At 58.8% G+C, this 20,126-nt stretch carries 15 protein-coding genes; 10 read left to right on the top strand and 5 right to left on the bottom strand.

Annotated elements, in window-relative coordinates:
• Positions 1–14 precede the first annotated feature (14 nt).
• Both groL and groES read right to left on the bottom strand, forming a co-directional pair.
• A complete protein-coding gene (gene groL, locus D5261_RS19075) occupies positions 15–1,661 on the bottom strand; it encodes a chaperonin GroEL (RefSeq protein ID WP_119323227.1) in 1,647 nt (548 codons plus the stop codon).
• Between the two features lie 81 nt (positions 1,662–1,742).
• A complete protein-coding gene (groES, locus tag D5261_RS19070) occupies positions 1,743–2,030 on the bottom strand; it encodes a co-chaperone GroES (RefSeq protein WP_119323228.1) in 288 nt (95 codons plus the stop codon).
• Between the two features lie 396 nt (positions 2,031–2,426).
• On the opposite strand from groES, the gene D5261_RS19065 reads away from it, so the two are divergent.
• Positions 2,427–3,752 (top strand): RtcB family protein, encoded by a 1,326-nt coding sequence (locus D5261_RS19065; protein ID WP_119323229.1) that lies wholly within the window; start codon positions 2,427–2,429, stop codon positions 3,750–3,752.
• Positions 3,753–3,792: 40 nt separating this feature from the next.
• On the opposite strand, the gene D5261_RS19060 is transcribed toward D5261_RS19065, so the two are convergent.
• Complete coding sequence (locus D5261_RS19060) at positions 3,793–4,887, bottom strand: shikimate dehydrogenase (RefSeq protein WP_119323230.1); 1,095 nt, start codon at positions 4,885–4,887, stop codon at positions 3,793–3,795.
• A 56-nt stretch (positions 4,888–4,943) separates the two neighbouring features.
• Complete coding sequence (locus D5261_RS19055) at positions 4,944–5,849, bottom strand: DUF8754 domain-containing protein (RefSeq protein WP_119323231.1); 906 nt, start codon at positions 5,847–5,849, stop codon at positions 4,944–4,946.
• A 159-nt stretch (positions 5,850–6,008) separates the two neighbouring features.
• Here D5261_RS19055 and D5261_RS19050 point away from each other — a divergent pair, with 159 nt between their 5' ends.
• The gene (locus D5261_RS19050) at positions 6,009–6,584 is read left to right on the top strand and encodes an ANTAR domain-containing response regulator (RefSeq protein WP_119323232.1); all 576 of its coding nucleotides are present in this window, start codon (positions 6,009–6,011) and stop codon (positions 6,582–6,584) included.
• A 37-nt stretch (positions 6,585–6,621) separates the two neighbouring features.
• Positions 6,622–8,433 carry a GAF domain-containing protein gene (locus tag D5261_RS19045; protein ID WP_119323233.1) on the top strand — a complete coding sequence of 604 codons (1,812 nt, stop codon included), beginning with the start codon at positions 6,622–6,624 and terminating at the stop codon, positions 8,431–8,433.
• 173 nt (positions 8,434–8,606) lie between these two features.
• On the opposite strand, the gene D5261_RS19040 is transcribed toward D5261_RS19045, so the two are convergent.
• Positions 8,607–8,924 (bottom strand): hypothetical protein, encoded by a 318-nt coding sequence (locus D5261_RS19040; RefSeq protein WP_119323234.1) that lies wholly within the window; start codon positions 8,922–8,924, stop codon positions 8,607–8,609.
• 346 nt (positions 8,925–9,270) lie between these two features.
• Between D5261_RS19040 and lysA the strand changes: the two genes are divergently transcribed.
• From lysA to D5261_RS19005, 7 genes are all read left to right on the top strand, one after another.
• On the top strand, positions 9,271–10,596 hold the full coding sequence (gene lysA / locus D5261_RS19035; protein ID WP_119323236.1) for a diaminopimelate decarboxylase: 1,326 nt from the start codon (positions 9,271–9,273) through the stop codon (positions 10,594–10,596).
• 6 nt (positions 10,597–10,602) lie between these two features.
• Positions 10,603–11,232 (top strand): site-2 protease family protein, encoded by a 630-nt coding sequence (locus D5261_RS19030; RefSeq protein WP_119323237.1) that lies wholly within the window; start codon positions 10,603–10,605, stop codon positions 11,230–11,232.
• 4 nt (positions 11,233–11,236) lie between these two features.
• Positions 11,237–12,247 (top strand): tryptophan--tRNA ligase, encoded by a 1,011-nt coding sequence (gene trpS, locus D5261_RS19025; RefSeq protein WP_119323238.1) that lies wholly within the window; start codon positions 11,237–11,239, stop codon positions 12,245–12,247.
• A 127-nt stretch (positions 12,248–12,374) separates the two neighbouring features.
• Positions 12,375–13,736 carry a hemolysin family protein gene (locus D5261_RS19020; protein ID WP_119323239.1) on the top strand — a complete coding sequence of 454 codons (1,362 nt, stop codon included), beginning with the start codon at positions 12,375–12,377 and terminating at the stop codon, positions 13,734–13,736.
• Positions 13,729–15,000: a BaiN/RdsA family NAD(P)/FAD-dependent oxidoreductase gene (locus D5261_RS19015; RefSeq protein WP_119323240.1), complete on the top strand. Its 1,272-nt coding sequence runs from the start codon at positions 13,729–13,731 to the stop codon at positions 14,998–15,000. Before D5261_RS19020 ends, D5261_RS19015 begins: the two co-directional genes overlap by 8 nt.
• Positions 15,001–15,296: 296 nt before the next feature.
• Positions 15,297–18,446 carry a fibronectin type III domain-containing protein gene (locus tag D5261_RS19010; protein ID WP_119323241.1) on the top strand — a complete coding sequence of 1,050 codons (3,150 nt, stop codon included), beginning with the start codon at positions 15,297–15,299 and terminating at the stop codon, positions 18,444–18,446.
• The gene (locus tag D5261_RS19005) at positions 18,447–20,108 is read left to right on the top strand and encodes a hypothetical protein (protein WP_125206171.1); all 1,662 of its coding nucleotides are present in this window, start codon (positions 18,447–18,449) and stop codon (positions 20,106–20,108) included. It abuts the gene before it with no gap.
• Positions 20,109–20,126: the final 18 nt, after the last annotated feature.

Raw genomic sequence — 20,126 nt, 5'->3', positions numbered from 1 at the left:
TGCGAACGGCTCGGTTAGAAGCCGCCCATGCCGCCCATTCCGGGCATGCCGCCGCCCATTCCACCGCCGCCGCCGCCTGCCGGGGCAGGGTTCTTCTCGGGGCGCTCGGCGATCAGGGTTTCGGTCGTCAGGATCAGGCCGGCGATGCTGGCCGCGTTTTGCAGCGCGGAGCGGGTCACCTTGGCCGGATCGACGATGCCCTGAGCGACCAGGTCGCCGAACTCGCCGGTCGCGGCATTGTAGCCGAGGCCGTTGCGCTTGATCTCATCGACGATAACCGAGCCTTCGACGCCCGCGTTGTTCGCGATCTGGCGCGCCGGCTCCTCAAGAGCGCGGCGGATGATCGCGACGCCGACCTTCTCGTCGCCGGTCAGTTCCAGCTTGTCCAAAGCCGCGATGGCCTTGATCAGCGTGGTGCCGCCGCCGGGAACGATGCCTTCCTCAACCGCGGCGCGGGTGGCGGAAAGAGCGTCCTCGATGCGGTGCTTCTTCTCTTTGAGTTCGGTCTCGGTCGCGGCGCCGACCTGGATGACGGCCACGCCGCCCGAAAGCTTCGCCAGGCGCTCCTGGAGCTTCTCGCGGTCGTAGTCGCTGTCGGACTTCTCGATCTGAGCCTTGATCTGAGCGATGCGGCCCTGGATGGCCTGCACGGAGCCCTTGCCTTCGACGATCGTGGTGTCGTCCTTGGTCACGACGACGCGCTTGGCGGAGCCGAGCGAGGTCTCGTCGATGCCTTCCAGCTTGATGCCCAGGTCCTCGGTGATGAACTGGCCGGAGGTCAGAACGGCGATGTCCTCAAGGATGGCCTTGCGGCGGTCGCCGAAGCCGGGCGCCTTGACGGCGACGACGTTGATCGTGCCGCGCAGCTTGTTGACGACCAGAGTGGCGAGCGCTTCGCCGTCGACATCTTCCGCGATGATGACGAGCGGGCGGCCCTGGCGGACAACCTTCTCCAGCACGGGAAGCAGGTCCTGGATGTTGGAGATCTTCTTCTCGAACAGCAGGATCAGCGGCTCGTCCAGCACGACTTCGAGGCGCTCGGCGTCGGTGACGAAGTAGGGGGAGATGTAGCCCTTATCGAACTGCATGCCCTCGACCAGCTCCAGAGCGGTCGTGGTTCCCTTGCTCTCTTCGACGGTGATGACACCATCCTTGCCGACCTTGTCCATCGCGTCGGCGATCAGGTCGCCGATCAGGGTGTTCTTGGCGGAGTTGGTGGCGACCTGCGTGATCGCTTCCTTGCCTTCGACCTTGACCGCGAGGCGGCCGATCTCGGCGACGGCGGCGGCGACCGCGAGGTCGATGCCGCGCTTGACGGCGAGCGGGTTGGCGCCGGCCGCGACGTTCTTCAGGCCTTCGCGAACGATCGCCTGGGCCAGAACGGTGGCGGTAGTGGTGCCGTCGCCGGCGACGTCATTGGTCTTGGAGGCGACTTCGCGAACGAGCTGCGCGCCCATGTTCTCGAACTTGTCCTCGATCTCGATCTCCTTGGCGATCGTGACGCCGTCGTCCACGAGCGAGGGGGAGCCGAACTTCTTCTCCAGTACGACATAGCGGCCACGCGGTCCCAGGGTCACCTTTACGGCGTCGGCCAGGGTGTTGACGCCGCGCTCCAGCGCGCGCCGGGCCTGCTCATCGAACAACAGATCTTTTGCTGCCATCTCTGTGTGTTTCTCCTTCGGCGGGTCTTCCGACCGGCCTAAATGTGATCGTAAAATCGGGTCAAAATTCGCTGTTCCGAACTAAGCGTTCAGGATTCCCAGCACATCGTCGGCGCGCAGGATAATGACTTCCTCGCCCTTGACCTTGATCTCCGTGCCGCCGTACTTGGAGTAGACGACCTTGTCGCCCACCTTCACGTCGACCGCGCTGACTTTGCCGTTATCGAGCGTCTTGCCCGGTCCGACCGCCAGCACTTCGCCGCGCTGCGGCTTTTCTTTCGCGGTCTCCGGCAGGATGATTCCGCCGGCGGTTGTCTGCTCGGCTTCCAGAGCCTTAACGATGATCCGGTCGCCCAATGGCTTCAGCATAGGTGTTGACCTCCCTCAGTGGTTGTCGAGAATAAACTTGTGGAATGTTCCGTCCAGTATTATCCTCATTATTAGCACTCATGTCAAGCGAGTGCTAAACTTCTTCTTGATTTTTTCTTCGGTTCCTTGAGTGTGGGATTGTCAAGTGGAGAGGAGGAAGGCCCTCAGAATTCCCCGGTTATGAAACCCGGGTCTGAGAGCCCTTCGGGCTAAGCGTCCGTGCCGGACGCAAACTCCAGTTGCCGATAACAAATTTCTTCCGTCCGGCACGGACGGTTAGGGCGAAGCCCTCCCAGACCCGGATTCATAACCGGGGAAAACCGCCAGCCGCTCTGTTGCCTTGCCACTCAACAGCATCATTACCAAATCCCCTCCCCCAATCGATAAGGCCCATATATGAAATTACAGCCATTACTCAAGACCTGGAAGGGCGACAAGCGGTTCACGCAGATCTCGAAGGAAGCGGCGGCGCTGAAGAAGGCGGGGCGGGGCGCGGATGACATTGCGTCCGAGCTCGAACGCGCCTTCGGCAAGCCCGAGGCGCTGCTCGCGATGCGCGAGACGACCGCGCCGTATCGTGTGTATGGCGAGATTGGATCGGATATTGACTCCGTGGCGCTCGCGCAGCTTCGGCTTGCCCTGCAACTGCCGATCGCCGCGCAGGGCGCACTCATGCCGGACGCGCATGTCGGATACGCGCTGCCGATCGGCGGGGTGTTCGCGGCGCACAACGCCATCTCGCCGGCCATGGTCGGCGTGGATATCGGCTGCCGCATGCACCTGACGCTGTTCGATTTGTCTCCCGATCAGCTTCGGCTAAGCCGCGAGAAGCTTTTTGAAGACTTGAAAGCCATCACGGTCTTTGGGACGGGCGGCAAGCGCCCCCACCCCGCCGATCATGCAATCTTGGAAGACGACGCCTGGGATCTGACGCGCCAGACGCGCGGATTGCAGGACCGCGCCGCCGGGCAGCTCGGCACCAGCGGCAGCGGCAACCATTTTGCCGAGTTAGTGATTGGCGAACGTCTCGTCCCTGATGGATTAGACGGCGTATCACAACGCTTCTGCGGCCTGCTCACACACAGCGGCTCGCGCGGCATTGGCTACGCCATCGCCAATCACTATATGCGGCTCGCCGCGTTAGAAACACGGCGCAGGGCCCGCGCGCCCAAGTTCTATGAATGGCTGGACATGGATTCGGACGCCGGACGCGAATACTGGACGGCCATGCACCTCGCCGGCGATTTCGCGAAGGCGTGTCACGAGGTCATCCATGCCGATTTCCTACAGCGCACGAAGCTCAAAGCCGCCGCGACGATCCAGAACCATCACAACTTCGCCTGGCGCAAAGGCGATCTGATTATTCACCGTAAGGGCGCGACGCCGGCGGAGACGGGCGTCCTTGGCGTCATCCCTGGCAGCATGGGCACGGCCAGCTACATCGTGGAAGGTCTCGGCGCCCCCGAAGCGCTCGAAAGCGCCTCGCACGGCGCCGGCCGCGTCGGCAGCCGCACGGTCGCTCGCGACAGATTTAGCGCCGCCGAGGCGCGTCGGATGCTGGAGCGGGAAGATATCTGGATCGAGGGGCTAAGCGTGGAGGAAGGACCGCAGGCGTACAAAGATATCGAGCATGTGATGCGGATTCAGGTGGACGCGGGATTAGTGCGACCGCTCGCGCGGATGATGCCGGCGGCGGTGATTATGGCGGGGGAGGAAGGTTAGGCCCTATTCCCCCGGCGCTAAAGCGTCGGAGAAATAGTGTCTACGCCGCCTTCTTCTTCCGCCGCTCCTCCGCATTGCGCCGTCGCATTTCGATATCGCTGTCCTCGACTTTTTTCTCAAAACTGCGATACCCCGCCAGATGAAAGCCGTGCTTTTTGGCGAGCGCGCTGATCTCGTTCACCTGCGCGACGGTGACGTCTTTGCCGAGGGTGAAGGATTCGTAGCGGCCTTCGAGCGCCAGCATCATGGTTTCGGACATGCAGGCGTAGGCGGTTTTCGGGGGGAAGCCGAAGTTGAAACGGAAATCGAGATCGGCGCCGGGGACGGCGACGACGCCGCCTTCGAGGACGAGGACGTCGTTGCGCTCGCGGTTGACGCGGACGGAGACGTCGCGGGGGCGGGCGACGTCACAGACGACGCAGCCGGGGACGAGGTCTTCGGGCTGAATCACGGCGTCGACGGCGCTGGTGACGGTGACGACGACTTCGGCGTCGCGCAGGCCCGTATGGACATCGTTATGCAGCGTGACGCATGCGCCGTTCAGTTCGGCGGCGACCGCGCCGAGGCGGTCCAGGTCGCGGCCGATCAGGGCGATCTCGGCGGCGCGGGGCGCCAGCAGGTGCGCGCACGTGCGGCCAATCGAGCCGGTCGCGCCGACAATGGCGACTTTCGCGTTTTCGAGAGAGATTCCCATCCGCTTCGCGCCGTCGATGGTTCCCTCCACGGCGGTCGCCACGGTGTAGGAATTGCCCGTCGTCACGGCGATATCGAGCTGCTTGGCGACGGTGATTCCGCCATCCCCCACCACCGAGGTAAAGGCGCCCAGGCCAATGATCTTCGCGCCCAGCGACTCCGCGAGCTTCCCGCACTGCACCAGACGCTTGATGACAAACTCCGTCGGCAGAGTCATTAGCTGGCGCGGGGTCAGCGGGCAGGCAATGAACCAGCCCTCGGCCTCAGCGCCGGTGAGGGACTTCAAGCCGGTAATATGGGAGGCGACAATCGGCTCCTTGTGCTTAATCGCCCACTCCACCGCCGACTCCGGCAAGTACTTGGCGACGCTGTAGACGCCGCCTTTGCGCGCGACATCGCGCTTGGCGTCGATCGGGTGGATAATAAACGCGAATTTTTCCAAAAAATTACCCTTTGGGTTGCTTGTTCAGCAGAGTGCGAAATTTACGGCGGCGATCGTTATGTGTTGAGCGTCTGGATCCGCGGCTTCCAGTTCAGCTTCGCCATCAGGTCCATGTAGTCCTTGGGCGAGAGATCCTCGGGCTTGCGTCCGGAAAGGGTCACGAGCACGCCTTCCATGACGTTGGTCCCAAACGAGCGGCCTTCAAACTCCGGCGTCGTCGTGATCAGCGTTTTGACGCCGCGCTTGGTCAGCGCTTCCACGTCTTCCGCGGTCGTCGTGTTTGTCAGAACGATCTTGCCGGCGAGCGTCTCCGGCATGTAGCGGCGAATATACGGAAAGTCCCCGGCGATCACGTTCGCTTCGTCGTAGAAATTGGTCCACTTCGGCGTGATTGTGTTTTGCTTCTCGCCGGTTGGGTAGAGCCAGGAAAACGGCATCTGGACGACCAGCGGCAGGAGAACCTTCGCGGCCTTGTTGACGGCGCCCAATGAGCGGAGCGCGATCGGGACGCCCAGGCCGAACATCATATCCCCGTAAACGACCGAAGCGCCGGTGGCGTCGAGCGCCTCCGCCATGCCGAACCGATCCACCGCGCTCACGAGCAATACTTTGGAGTGCGCGAAATCGACGATCCCTTCACGCTGCAAATACTGAACGGTCTCCCGCTCCAGCGTGTTCTTCAGACCGCTCCCGTCCACGACGGGAGTTTTGACCGCCGCCGACGCAAGCTTCTCAATCTGGCGAAAGGTGTAGCGCTTCCCCGCCGCGTAGATATGCATGTCCGTGCCGCCAAGTCCGAAGGCGTCGACCTGACCATCTAGTTCTACCAGTTTCTGGTGAAACAGCTTCAAATCGCCGTCGGTTCCGACGCGTTCAATTTGAAATTTTTCACCTAAAAAGTAAGCCTCAACAGATTTATTTCGTTGCGATGAGCCCAAGCTGATGCTGGTTACACGTTTCATTAGGGCCCTTTGGGACTTGCTTTTTGCGTAATAATGCGATATATTAGGACCATATATCTGTCGACCATAAACCACGACATTATAGCAGATTCCTCCCGCGCCCGCAATTATCACGGATCGGGCGAGGGTCAAGATACAGAAAAGGACGGTTTCTTTAGCATGGATTCGCTTCGCATTGTAATCGCGGACGACGAGCCGATCATTCGACTCGATCTTCGCAAAACGCTCGAAAATATGGGTCATCAAGTCGTCGGCGAAGCCGGCGACGGAGCCAAGGCGGTGGAAATCGCCCGGGAACTCAAGCCTGACATTATCATCCTGGACATCAAGATGCCTGAGATGGACGGCATTGACGCGGCGAAGCTGATCACGACCGAGGGCGTCGCTCCGGTCCTGCTGCTGACGGCGTACTCCCAGAAAGACCTTGTCGACCGCGCCAAGGACGCCGGCGTCTTCGCCTATCTGGTCAAGCCTTTCAAGGAAGCGGACCTGCTGCCGGCGATGGAGATCGCGATCTCCCGCTACGAGGAGTTCGTCGAGCTGGAGAACGAGGTCACAGACCTTGAGAACAAGCTGGACACCCGCAAGTCCGTGGACCGCGCCAAGGGCATCTTGATGGATCAGTATGGCCTCAAGGAGCAGGAAGCGTTCCGCCGCATCCAGGTTCAGAGCATGAATACGCGCAAGAGCATGCGTGAGATCGCCGAAGCGATCATCATCGCGCACAATGTCTGAGCTTCCTTCATCGCCCTAACGACACATATGTGAGAAAATGAAACAGCACAATTTCCGCAACTCTTCCGTGCCGCCCAAAATTGGTTTTGGGCGGCGCAATCTTTTTCTGAAGCGTCATTCAGAATCCCTCAGCACGCAGGAGGCGGCGAACCGCTCTTTGCGCCGCAGTCTGGAAAACATGGGCAAGGAACTGCGCGGCGCGCACGCGCGCATCCGCGAGATGGAGCGCGCGCACGACGAACGCAGCGCCGAAGGCGAAGCCCTGCGCAAGATCGGCGAAACCACCGGCTCTCTCTTCGATCTGGAAGAGATGCTGCGCGCGGTCGCCGGAATCGCTGTCCAGGTCACCGGCACGGATTCCTCCCAGGTTTACCTGTTCAACGAAGCGCACGATACGCTGATCCTTCGCGCCGTGGACGCCGAGTCCGAGCCGGACGAGGTGGTCGGTAAGCTGCGCCTCAAGGTCGGCGAGGGTCTGACGGGATGGGTAGCGAAGAATAAAGAGGCCGTGGCGCTGGACCACGACGCGCAGCACGACGCGCGTTTCAAGTTCGTCCCGGAGCTGCAGGAAGACAAGTATCAGAGTATTCTGAGCGTGCCGCTGGTCTACCGGAACGACGTTCTTGGCGTCATCAATGTCCGCACCGTCAAGACGCACCAGTACACGCAGACTCAGGTGCGGCTGCTGCAATCGATCGCGGCGCAGATCTCCGGCGCCGTCGAGAACTCCCGCCAGTACCGGAAGCTCGAAAAGCGCACGTCGCAGCTATCGGCCCTGTCCGAAGTCAGCAAAACGATCACCAGCGATCTTTATTTGGAGGAGATTTTGCAGCTGATCGTCGCGGCGACCGCCAAAACGATGGCGTTCAAGATCTGCACGCTGATGCTGCTCGATGAAGACAAGCAAGAACTGGTCATCAAGGCGACCCAGAGCAAGAGCAAGGATTACGTCAAGAAGGCCAACATCAAGGTCGGCGACAGCGTCGCCGGGCGAGCCGTAGCGGAAGGGCGCACGATCACCGTCCACGATCTGAAGCATTCGGCGGAGTATGCGTCCCCGGAGATCGCCCGTAAGGAAGGTCTCTCCTCGATGGCCGCCGTGCCGCTCATGGTGAAGAACAAGAAGATCGGCGTTCTGAACTGCTACACGGAGAAGCCGCACAACTTCACCGAGGAAGAGATCTCTCTTCTGACGGCGCTGGGCAACCACGCCGCCATCGCGATCGAGCACGCCAAGCTGATGGTCAAATCGGCCATCATCCAGGAGATGCACCATCGGGTCAAGAACAACTTGCAGCAGGTCGCCTCGCTCCTGCGCCTACAGATGCACTACGCCGGCGAGCGCACCGTCGAACAGGTGATCACGGAAAGCCTGAACCGGATCCTGGCGATCGCCTCCGTGCACGAGCTGCTGGCGCGCGAAGATCTGGACATCATCAGCGTCAAGAAGATCGCCGAGAGTATCGTCCAGGCGACCGGCCAGAGCATCATCGCCCCCGGCAAGCATATCCGGATGACGATCGAGGGTCCGGATATTCTCCTGCCCTCGTCGCAGGCCACATCCGTCGCGCTGATCCTCAATGAGCTGGTGCAAAACGCCGTAGAACACGGCTTCGGCCCCAGCTTCGACGAAGGCTCGATTTCTATTCGCCTGCACGAAGATTCGCGCCACGTCGAACTGCTGGTCACCAACGACGGGCAGCCGCTGGCGGCGACGTTCGATATTAAGAAAACAAATTCCCTCGGCTTGCAGATCGTCGAATCGCTCGTGAACGGCGATCTTCAGGGCAAGTTCACCCTGACGAACGTGGACGACACGACCGTCGCGGCGATCAACTTTGGGAAATAGCAATCCGAAGTTGTCAAAGATAGTTCGATTTCGACCGCGAGATTGTTCGCTCGCGGTCGAAGCTCGGAGTCCGACATTGCTGAAAGACGGGCGCTTCTTCATGAAGGCGCAGTGATAGGATTTTTGTCTCGATACATTTCCTCCTTTTCCTATAATTTCCGTTATCGAACGGCTCATCCGTTCACATCGTATTGCACGCCGAGGTTCGGCGGTATTGTCGCGATCAGGTGATCGATGTGGGAGGCCGCGACAACGAGGTTGCCGATGGCCGCCGCGACGCTCAGATCTCCCGACAGCGATCCGGACAGGATGGCCTGCTTGGTTCTGGCGACCGCGGAATTCAAATCCTGCACCGACTGCGTCACGATATTCGGCATGCGGGCGTCGGAAATTGCGGCGACCCGCACACTCACCTCCGCCGCCGTCTGTGTCCTTTCCATGGTTGATTGTAAGCCGTCGGCCAGTGGGGCGACGGGTTCGACGAGTGGCATGATTCTCTCCCTACATCTTGTGTATTACTCCCAGCGAAACGAAGTTAGAATCGACAAATCTTTCTTGTCGCCTAACCTAGTGTTCGGGGGAATACACGCCGCTCCCCACCGCTCAAAATACGAGATCTTCTCCTAAGACACGCCTGCCTTCAAAAATCAAGTATTCCTGGCGGATGTCGATTTCCCCGGCGCGATTTCCTTTCTTATGGAGATCCTGGGCCAGGCGCCTGGCGCGGAAAATGCAATGCTTCCTTGACTTGCCGCCCCGACCTATGCTAAAATCTTCCAGGACCCGCCCCGCTTGGACGCGGGTCATTTTTTTGACGACGGGCGAGGAGAAGGACGAATGCTGCTGGGGACTCAGCGGGTAAACGCGGAAGGTCACTTGGAAATTGGCGGATGCGACGCCATCGATCTGGTGAAAGAATTCGGCACCCCGCTTTATGTGATGGACGAAGAGACGATCCGCGAGAACTGCCGGAACTATAAAGCAGTGTTCGAAGCGCGCTATCCTAAGAACGACATCTCGTTCGCCTCCAAAGCCTTTTTGAATATGGCGATCTGCAAGGTGGTTGAGCAGGAAGGGCTGAGCCTGGACGTCGCGTCCGCCGGCGAGCTTTACACCGCCATTCGGGCCGGTTTCCCCCTGGACCGCGTTCTGCTGCACGGCAACAATAAATCCCTCTTCGAGCTGGAGATGGCGATGGACTTCGGCGTCGGCTGCATCGTCGTGGACAACCTGCTGGAGCTTCGCCAGCTCAAGACGCTGGCCGAGAAGAAGGGCAAGACCCAGAAAATTCTGCTGCGCGTCACCCCCGGCATCGATCCGCACACGCACCGGCGCATCAGCACCGGCCAGGAAGACACCAAGTTCGGCCTGAGCGTCGCGAACGGCGATGCGCTGGAGGCGATCACCGAAGCCCTGGAGTTCGCGCCGCATCTGAAGATCACCGGGATCCACTGCCACATCGGCTCACAGCTGCTCGACGCCCACACACACGAGCAGGCGATCGACATCATGGTCGGCTTCATGCGCACGATCGCGGACGCCACCGGCTGGATGCCCGAAGATCTGGACATCGGCGGCGGCCTCGGCATCCGTTATACGGAAGACCAGCATCCCCCGTCTTATGAAGAGTTCGGCGACACCCTGATCGGCGCGCTGCGCGCCGCGCTGGAGAAGTATGACGTGCCGGAGCCGCGCCTGCTTCAGGAGCCGGGTCGCGCGCTGGTCGGCGAGACGGGCACGACCCTCTACACCGTCGGCGTCATCAAGCGCGTCAACATTCCCCAGGATCCAGGAACTCGCACCTATGTGACGATCGACGGCGGCATGTCGGACAACCCGCGCCCGCAGCTTTACGACGCCGTGTACGAAGTCCTGGTCGCCAACCGCATGGGCGAGGCCAAGGATCAGGAAGTGCGCATCGCCGGCAAGCACTGCGAGACGGACATTTTGATCCAGTCCACGAAAATCGGGCATATCGAGACCGGCGATATCCTCGCCGTGCAGTCCACGGGAGCCTATAACTACGTGATGGCGTCCAACTATAACCGATTCACCAAACCCGCCTGCGTCTTCGTCAAAGACGGCGAAGCCGACCTCGTCTCGCGCCGCGAGACGCTGGACGACGTGGTGCGGCTGGACATTATCCCGGAACGTCTGGCGTAGCCTCTCATGTTTCAAAATTTCGACCTGCTGACGTTCGTGACGACGATGCTGGTGCTGGTGATCGCCATCACCATCCACGAGTTCTCGCACGCGATCGTCGCGGACAAATTGGGCGACGATACGCCCCGCAATCAGGGACGTATCTCGCTCAACCCGGTCGACCATCTCGATCCGATGGGCACATTCCTCATGGCTGTGACCGTGGCGCTGGGATACGGCATCGGCTGGGGCAAGCCGGTGATTACCTATCCTGGGAAGTTTAAGCACCCGAAGCGCGACTCGACGCTCGTCTCGTTCGCCGGCCCCGCGTCGAACTTTCTTCAAGCGTGCGTCTTCGCCGGCGTGATCCGGCTCATCCTGGCAACCCATACTGTCATCAGCCCAACGGCCCTCATGTTCGTGACGATCGGGCTGACCGTCAACTGCGCGCTGTTCGTTCTGAACTTACTGCCAATTCCCGGGTTCGACGGCTTCCGTGTCCTTTTGGGATTGCTGCCGGACAGAGCGGCGATGACCTACCAGAAGACGCTGGAGCCGATTGGCCTTCTGCTGGTCATGATCCTCATTTTCACTCGCATCTCGCAATATATCATTGGCGTTCCGGCAGCGCTGCTGGCAGGCTTTTTAATAAGATAGATCCATGACGACTAAAAAACGAATCTTATCCGGCATGCAGCCGACGGGCGGCGGCAAGCTGCATTTGGGCAATCTGGAAGGCGCGCTACGCCCGTGGACGAAGCTACAGGACGACTATGAGATGTTCTGCTTCGTGGCGGACTGGCACTCGCTCACGACGGTCGCGGAGAAGCATGTGGACCTGCGCGAAGCCGCGCGGCAGACGGCGATCGATTACCTGAGCGCCGGCCTCGATCCCGCCAAGTGCGCGATCTTCCGTCAGTCCGATGTCAAGGAGCACGCCGAGCTGCATCTGCTCCTCTCCATGACGACTCCGGTCGGATGGCTGGAGCGCGTGCCGACGTACAAAGAGAAGCGCGAGATCATCAAGGAAAACGACACCCAGGTCTCTTACGGACTGCTGGGATACCCGGTGCTCCAAACCGCCGATATTGTGCTGTACCGCGCGCACGCCGTCCCCGTCGGCCGCGATCAAGCGGCGCATATCGAGATTTCTCGTGAGATCGTGCGCCGCTTCAACAAGATCGTCGGCGAAGAGATCTTCCCGGAGCCGCAGGCGATCATCAGCGAGGCGACCGGCGAGGTCCCCGGCCTGGACGGACGCAAGATGAGCAAGTCTTACGACAACGCGATCTATCTTTCGGACACCGCCAAGGAAACGCAGAAGAAGATCAATAAGGCGTTCACCACGCCGACCAAGATCCACATCACGGATCCGGGCGAGCCCGAGGGATGCGTCGCCTGCAAGCTGCGCCGCACCTACGATCCGGCGAATTATCTGACGCAGTGGGACGAATGCCGGGCCGGATTGCGCGGCTGCGGGCAGTCCAAGAAAGAGCTGGCCGAAGTGATCAATGAGAACCTCGCCCCGCTGCGCGCCAAGCGCGCGGAGCTCGAGGCGGATCCCGGTTACGTCGATCAGGTGCTCAAGGAAGGCGCCGAACGCGCCCGCGCCGCCGCCGTGGACACCATGCGAATCGTGCGAAAAGCGCTGATGATCGGCGATCATGGCTAACATTTTCCGCAGGAGTAAACGACCGCAGACCGATAAACTTTGCGAAAAAGAGGGTAATACTTTTCAACGATTGCTGTACGTTCGCGTCCAGCCGGCGCCGCTCATAGCGCCTAATATGAGCTAAACTATGGAACCTTTCTTAAAACTGGGGCTGACGCTTCTGATCGTCGCCCTGAACGGATTTTTCGTCGCGGCCGAGTTCGCATTCGTCCGCGTACGCCAAACACGCATCGCTGAACTGGTGGAGGCGGGCAATACCCGCGCGAAGGCAGTCCAGGGCCTCCTGACGCGCCTGGACACCTATCTCTCCGCCACGCAGCTGGGCGTCACCATCGCCTCCCTCGCGCTCGGTTATATCGGCGAGCCCGCCATGACGGCGGTGCTCCTCCCACTCTTCCACGCCGCTGGTCTGGACCACTTCGGACCGAACGTCCACACGATCGCCATCGTGCTCGGCTTTGTTCTGATCACCAGTTTCCACATCATTTTCGGCGAACTGCTGCCGAAGTGGTGGGTCATCGCGCATACCGAGGACACCGCGCTCGGCGTCGCCCCCATCATGCGCATCTTCCTGAAGGTCGGCTACCCGCTGATCGCGATGCTGGAGATGTCCGCGAAGGTCATCGCGCGCCGACTCAAGATCGAGCCCAGCGACGAGCACGAGCAGGCGCACTCCGAGGATGAAATCCTGGCGATCATGGCGCACTCGCACCGGGAAGGCGCGCTGCGCCCGTCCGAGGTAGAGCTGGCCGAGAACATGTTCGACTTCGCGCACACGATGGCCCGCGAGATCATGGTGCCGCGCGTCGATATGGTCTATCTTTCGACCACCTGGACCGTGGGCCGCAACGTCGAGGTGGCGATTGAAAACGGCTTCACGCGATACCCGCTCTGCGAAGGCGACCGGGACCACGTGCTCGGCATGATCCATATCAAGGACCTGCTGGCGATCGCCGGGGATCCCAAGGCCGACATCCGGACCGTCATGCGCCCCATCATCGGCATCCCCGAAACGAAACCGATCGACGAACTGCTCAAGGAGCTTCAGAAAAGCCACACGCATCAGGCGCTGGTGCTGGATGAATACGGCGGCACGGCCGGCCTGGTGACATTGGAAGACATCATCGAAGAGCTGATCGGCGAGATTCAAGACGAGCATGACGAGCCCCCGCCGTTTGTCACGCTCGACGAGGAAGGCCGCCGCTACTCCATCGCCGCCACCGTGGCGCTGGAGGAAGTAGCCGAACGCCTGGAGATCCCGATCGAGAACCCCGACGAGTACGAGACTATCGGCGGCTATGCGCTGCACAAGCTGCGCCTGGCGCCGCGCGTCGGCGAACAGTCGAACCTGGACGGGTTCCATGTCTCCATCTCGGAGGTGACCGGACGGCGGATCAAGCGACTGCTCTTCGTGAAGGAAACTCCGGAAACCGTCCTCGCCCAGGAAGCCGCCGACAGCGCCGCCGCGAAAAGCGCCGCCCATGAGTAAAGCCCCCGAAGTCCTCATTGTCGGCGGCGGCGCGGCGGGCATCATCGCCGCGCGGCGCGCGGCGGACAGCGGCGCGCGCGTGACGCTGCTGGAAAAGAACGAGCGCCTGGGGATGAAGATCCTCATCTCCGGCGGCGGCAAGTGCAACCTGACTCACGCCGGCTCGATGGAGGAGATCCGCCGCCAGTTTCGTCCCAACGAAGGCCGGTTCCTCAAGCCCAGCTTTTATCGCTTCACCAATCATCAGTTTCTAGAGATCCTGCATTCGCGCGGCCTGCGCTCCTACGTTCGCCCCGACGGTCGCATCTTCCCCGTCGATCCCGCGAACGCGAAGGACGTCGTGGCCCTGCTCACGGAGTATGTCGAGGAAGCCGGCGTTCGGATTCGGTACAAATCTCCCGTCGCCGGGATTGATGTCACGAACGGCGCCGTTCAGGGCGTGCGCCTGGACGATGGAACTACTCTGCGCGCCTCCCGCGTGATCGTCTGCACCGGAGGGTCGTCGTTTCCGGCCACCGGCACCACCGGCGACGGCTGGCGCTGGCTCTCGGACATCGGCCATACGATCGTCCCCCTGCGCGCCGCGCTCGCCCCGATGTACCTCGCCGACGTCCACGCCGATTGGTCCGGCGTCGCCCTGCGCGATGTGGTTCTGCGCGCGCGCGCCGGCCGGGAGGGCAAAGAGATCGCGCACTGGCCCGGCGACTTACTCTTCACGCACAAAGGCGTCTCCGGCCCCACGGCGCTCGGAGTCTCGCGCGAAGTCGCCGAACGCGACGCGGGCGCTGTCCCATCCCCCAGCACTCTGGAAGCCGACACCATCCCCGCCCGCTCCTTTGAGGATCTGCACGCCGCGTTCCGCAAGGAGCTGACCGACAACCCGCGACGCACCGCCGCCTCGCTGGTGACGCCCTACGTCCCTTCCCGCCTCGTCGATCCCCTGCTCTCCGCCGCCGGCGTCGCTGGCGACACGCGCGGCTCCCAGTTCCCCGCCAAGGCGCTCAAAAAACTCGTCTCCACTCTCAAAGGCTGGCCCCTCGGCGACGTCCGCCACGTCCCCCTCGAACGCGGCGAAGTCGTCGCCGGCGGCGTTTCCCTGGATGAGGTCGATCCGCAGACCATGCAATCCAAAATCGTCTCCGGATTGTACTTGTGCGGGGAAGTGCTGGATATCGCCGGTCCCGTCGGCGGATACAACCTTCAGGCGGCGTGGAGCACAGGCTACGTCGCGGGCGACGCGGCGGCAAAATCTGCCTCACAGTAAAATTGCTTGCAAGCTTGCTTCAGATCGATCCCCCTATATTCCGGCCTCATCAATCTATACACCGCCGTCAAATCTCAGTGCATACCTCGACGGCTATTTGATCATACATGTAGCTCAATTTGTATGCTCCATTGACATACATATTAAATCCCTGGTAAAGTGGCAATGAACTTTAATGATGTAGTGTGAAATGCAGGATTAGGCATTTCCATTTATCCAGTTATTCACAAGTATTATTACAACCATAATCCTCTTTGCAATATTATTCCCGCATCTTAGCAGCGAAGGAGAATCTTATGTTTGTCCGCCAGAGGATGGTCCCGTTTAGGCATTCTCAAAAGATTAATGTCCTCACGGCGGTTTTAGTAATCGCTGGAGCTGAGTTTGCAGCTCCACACACGGTGTTTGCCCAAACGCCCGCCGCTCCTACCGGATTCACCGTCACCGGGGGAACTAGCCAACTCACTCTTACCTGGAACAACACGGCGGGACTGACCTACAACGTTTACCGATGGACATCTGGAACGGAACCCACCACGCCGACCTACACTGGGAAAACCAGCGTCTTCACCGACACGGGGCTCACCAATGGAACGCAGTATGTCTATCGCATCAGCGGCGTCAACAGCAGTCATGTCGAAGGACCGCAGGCCAGTTCCGTCATCGCTGTTCCCGTTGCGACGCCCACGGGAGTGACCACCAAAGCCGGTAACGGCGTTGTCAGCCTCGCTTGGGGCGTAGCTACGGGAGCATTGCGATACAGCATCTACCGATCAACGACAGCGGGAGCGGAGACCCTGCTCGCCACCGATGTCAGCACGCTCAGTTACGCCGATACGGGTGTCAACAACGGAACCGCCTACTACTATAAAGTCAGTGGCGTGCGCAAAGATCCCACCGGCTACTCCACCACCGAAAGCGCGCTCTCGTCGGAAGTCTCAGCGACACCGCTGACGACGCTGCCCGCCGCTCCTTCCGGGCTGGCCGCTGTTCCCGGCAATGGGCAGGTCATCCTCTCCTGGGGGACGATCACCGGCGCGACGGGCTACAAGCTCTATCGCTCGTTGAACGTTAGTGGTGGCCCTTACACGCTGCTAGCCAGTCCGACCACGACGGGCTACACCGACACCACGGCGATCAATGGCACGGCGACCAATCCCCGTACGTACTACTACGTCGTCACTGCTGTCACCAGCGTCGGCGCGAGCGCGTATTCCAACGAAGCGGCGGCTTCTCCGGGCGTGTCCACGGCGGCAGGCGCAATCTTGTTCGACGTGGCCGACACGACCGCCAACAGCGCTAACCCTAGTGTGATCTACGGTTACCACAACTTGATGTATGCTGGTAACACTGGATCCAGCACCAATATGGCCTATGTCAAGTTCGATCTCTCAAGCGTCAGCGGTACGGTGACGAGCGCCCTCCTCAAACTCGACGCCACCTCCACGATCAGCGGTCTGACAGCGTCGGTCTCTCCGGTCTTGGACACAACGTGGACGGAAACGGCGTTAAACTGGACGAACCATCCTTCGCTGGGAACGGCAATCGTTTCGGCATCGATCCCCACGACGGAGACCAATCCGACCTGGGACGTGACGAGCTATATTCGTTCACAACAATTGGCAGGCAACAAGCTGGTAACGCTGGCGCTGACGCAGGACGCCGCGAACGCTGTGGGAATTACGATCCGCGCCCGCGAATCGGGTACGCCTCCTCAGTTGATCCTCGTGACGAGTGGCCCAACGGCTCCAGCTGGCTTGACGGCGGTGGGTGGACTGGGCCAAGTCAGCCTTTCGTGGGGCAGAGTTCCCGGCTCGACGGGATATATCGTGCAACGCTCTACCACTAGTGGCAGCGGCTATACAACTCTCACTGCCTCGCCGACTTCGGCGACAACATATTTAGATAACAACAGTTTGAGCGACGGCGCTAAATATTATTATGTTATCGCCGCTGTTAATTCGACTGGAACCGGGGCGAATTCTAATGAAGCATCCGCCGTTACAACGTTGCCAACGGCCACAGGAATTACCGCAACTGCCGGCAACGGACAGGTAACTGTGTCATGGACAAAGCCAATCGCAGCGACAGGCTGTGACGTTTTGCAGGCCACCACATCCGGCGGCCCCTATACAACGGTCGCGCAAAATGTTTCTGCTGGTTCCTGGATAGACCGCGATCTCAACAATGGAACAGCCTATTACTATGTTGTCGCTCCAGTAACTGCTGCCGCAAGGGGAGCGAATTCTACTGAGGCCAACGCAACTCCGCAAGAAGTCATACCGACCGCTTTGCCAATCATAACGCCTACGTCTGGCGACAGCAAAGTATCCATCGCCTGGACACCAGTCGCGGGGGCACGACGATACAATCTTTACCGCTCTACTGGAACCGCCGGCGCTGAGGGAAGCATTCCCTACCAAGTCGGTTTGAACAGCAGCCCCTATGTGGATACGGCAGTTACTAATGGAACGATCTACTATTATCAAATGACTGCTGTCAATGGTGCTGGAGAAGGCTCCAATTCCGGCGAAATATCTTCGATGCCACAGGCGGCAACAGCTCCAGTTACAACACTAACATCTGCACAAGCGATTCAGATCGCCCAAACTTTCTGCCAAACGATTGGCGCTCCTGTTACTGATACTGCAACAGCGATTTATCCTGCGCCGGATCGCACGGGCGGCCAGCAATCTCCATATTGGAGGACATGCTGGCTAGTCAAGTTAGGCGCGAAGGCGGAGGTTGAAGTCGCAGACGCCACGAGTGTAATTACCTGGTACCACAATTATGATCTCAGTCAGCAGTTAGTTACAACACAGCAACCCCCCGGGACACCCATCTCGACCGCATCAGCTACTCAATGTGCTACAGCGGCTTTGCAAGCAACTTCGCAAGCAGAAAGCTTAGACACTGTTCAAACAACTCAAGTACAGTTGACGCAACCTGCGTCCGCTGCTGGAAATATTTGGGTTGTTTCTTGGCCTCGCAAAAACCAAAATGTTCCTTACCACTACGAGCAGGCCACTGTTCAGCTTCAAGCTGAAACTGGAGCAATACGAAGTCTCAGTCTCAACTTCCCATCTCCGCCTCCTGCAGCCCTCACACCTTCCGTCACTCAATCTCAGGCGGTAAGTACGGCAAATGCCCAACTTGCTTCTTCGGGGATCACCGGCCTCACACTCCAAAGCACACAGATGCAATGGGTGCAAAGCAACGCGTTTTGGCAGACAGGCTCCTCCACCCCCCAACTAGGAGCAGCACGTATGGTATGGAACTGCTATTATAGCAGCAGTGCAGGAATAGCTGATGAAGTATGGGTTGATTCTCAAACGGGTAGTGTGATAGGCGGCATGACGTATGTTAAGGCCAGCGCGAAGCGGAAAGATAAATTGACGTTTAAGAATTTGCGTCAATTACCACTTTCCAATATGGGTAAAGAATAAATGAAAAACAAGAAACATTGCCTACAATTAATCCCTGTTATACTTGTTCTTGTTTCAACCAAGGCTGCGCTTGCTGGCCAATGGCAGATTCAATATGTTTGCAGTGGAACGACAAGTCAATTATCTAGTTCAAAACCTTCAGCAATCTGGGCTGCTGACGGTGGAGTACGAACATCAGATGGTTCAATAGGGTTTGGATCAAGCTGTACATCTGCGGTAGTGCCTGATGGATACTGGGCCAATACACAAGGCTCAGTTACTGCTAATTTAATATGGCATCCCGATGTTGCAGGAGAACTACCTCCTTCAAGGCAGCAAGGTAAATTAACAGTGATAGAGACAGCTGGTGCTCAAGCCAGGGCATATGATTTTGGAGGTATGGGCCTGCAAATTACTGCCACACAGAGCGATGCAAGTAATGGAAATTCTGGTGATATTTCAGTATCAGACATACATGGAACGTTAGTGAAAGGGGCGCATTTTTTGACAGCGCCAGTTTCATTTATTAATGGTCAATGGAGGGCTCAATTCCCAACAAAAAGCTTATCCTCTCATCTCATTGCGTCTTCTCCTCATAACATTGTAGGAGTTGCCTGGGCAGACATAAGCTATAAAGTCCAAGTAACTGACGCAGTTATAACTGCTAACAGCACGATCGACACTGCAAATTGGGATCCTCAGTCCCCACGTTTCTTCAGTGGAACTGGCTGCACAGCAACAGGAACCGCTGTAGCGTTATCAGGCAATATCACACAAGCGCAGCTTTGCATAGGCGAAAACGGAAGCGACACAGTCGTACGTGCTTACCCAACGGATTTCCCAAACGACACGAATCAGTATACTTCTCTTCCACTCTCGGTGATGTTTGATAGCACCCACTTTCAAAACGCATCAGATATTGTGCTTAAATTAAAAGTGTGGGATTCCGGAGGAAATTACTACGAAGGTGCGATTTCAGCTCCAGCGAAAAACAGGATGTTTTCGATTGTAAATCAAACATTCGGGACATACGAGAATTCCGCACAACTATCGGCTTCAGTTGCTTCCGGTGAAGCAGGAGCGCTAAATTACGACACGGCGACATCTGACAGTGACACGAGTCAAGATATCGTGAATACGCTCCAATATTACACGACATTTCATGCCGTCACACATGGAGACCCTACTTTCTTTATGGACTGTCTTGCAGACGACAGTGGAGGGGTTCCCGGCGGTCCCGACGGCGACACCTCACATATAATGAACGCAGGAGATATTGAAAAAGTATTAGAGTTAAAAAAAGCAAATCTGAATTTGCCCCCGATAACTTTTGCACATTTCGATGCATGCGAGGTTGGATCATCTTCTAGTATATTCGATGGTCTTGACGTAACACAAGAGGAAGATACTGCAGGAGTTGGATGGCCGCAAACGATATGGATGAATTACGGAGTCACAAACTTTAACAACGTCCTTTGGAATGAGTTTTCAAAAGGACATTTCTTAATAGATGCTGTAGCAGAAGCAGAACAAAGTTTGCCCTGTGTATTCGCCCAAGGGTCTTCACCCCTTCAGCCATTAGTAAGAGCATTTCCTGCCGTATATGGCGACCCACTCATGACGCTATCAGGAGTATATCGTTCATCGAAACATGATCAACACTATTGGTATCGCCCCATCTAACTGAATGACAAGTTAAGC

Source organism: Capsulimonas corticalis, from assembly GCF_003574315.2.
GTDB classification, from domain to species: domain Bacteria; phylum Armatimonadota; class Armatimonadia; order Armatimonadales; family Capsulimonadaceae; genus Capsulimonas; species Capsulimonas corticalis.
Note: the sequence above shows the minus strand (reverse complement) of the source record. Positions and strands in the feature narration are given on the sequence as shown.

What these genes read in the sequence shown, in the direction of transcription:
- groL (WP_119323227.1), bottom strand. Translation starts at nt 1,661, where the DNA reads ATGGCAGCAAAAGATCTGTTGTTCGATGAGCAGGCCCGGCGCGCGCTG.
- groES (WP_119323228.1), bottom strand. Translation starts at nt 2,030, where the DNA reads ATGCTGAAGCCATTGGGCGACCGGATCATCGTTAAGGCTCTGGAAGCC.
- D5261_RS19065 (WP_119323229.1), top strand. Translation starts at nt 2,427, where the DNA reads ATGAAATTACAGCCATTACTCAAGACCTGGAAGGGCGACAAGCGGTTC.
- D5261_RS19055 (WP_119323231.1), bottom strand. Translation starts at nt 5,849, where the DNA reads ATGAAACGTGTAACCAGCATCAGCTTGGGCTCATCGCAACGAAATAAA.
- D5261_RS19050 (WP_119323232.1), top strand. Translation starts at nt 6,009, where the DNA reads ATGGATTCGCTTCGCATTGTAATCGCGGACGACGAGCCGATCATTCGA.
- D5261_RS19045 (WP_119323233.1), top strand. Translation starts at nt 6,622, where the DNA reads ATGAAACAGCACAATTTCCGCAACTCTTCCGTGCCGCCCAAAATTGGT.
- D5261_RS19040 (WP_119323234.1), bottom strand. Translation starts at nt 8,924, where the DNA reads ATGCCACTCGTCGAACCCGTCGCCCCACTGGCCGACGGCTTACAATCA.
- lysA (WP_119323236.1), top strand. Translation starts at nt 9,271, where the DNA reads ATGCTGCTGGGGACTCAGCGGGTAAACGCGGAAGGTCACTTGGAAATT.
- D5261_RS19030 (WP_119323237.1), top strand. Translation starts at nt 10,603, where the DNA reads ATGTTTCAAAATTTCGACCTGCTGACGTTCGTGACGACGATGCTGGTG.
- trpS (WP_119323238.1), top strand. Translation starts at nt 11,237, where the DNA reads ATGACGACTAAAAAACGAATCTTATCCGGCATGCAGCCGACGGGCGGC.
- D5261_RS19020 (WP_119323239.1), top strand. Translation starts at nt 12,375, where the DNA reads ATGGAACCTTTCTTAAAACTGGGGCTGACGCTTCTGATCGTCGCCCTG.
- D5261_RS19015 (WP_119323240.1), top strand. Translation starts at nt 13,729, where the DNA reads ATGAGTAAAGCCCCCGAAGTCCTCATTGTCGGCGGCGGCGCGGCGGGC.
- D5261_RS19010 (WP_119323241.1), top strand. Translation starts at nt 15,297, where the DNA reads ATGTTTGTCCGCCAGAGGATGGTCCCGTTTAGGCATTCTCAAAAGATT.
- D5261_RS19005 (WP_125206171.1), top strand. Translation starts at nt 18,447, where the DNA reads ATGAAAAACAAGAAACATTGCCTACAATTAATCCCTGTTATACTTGTT.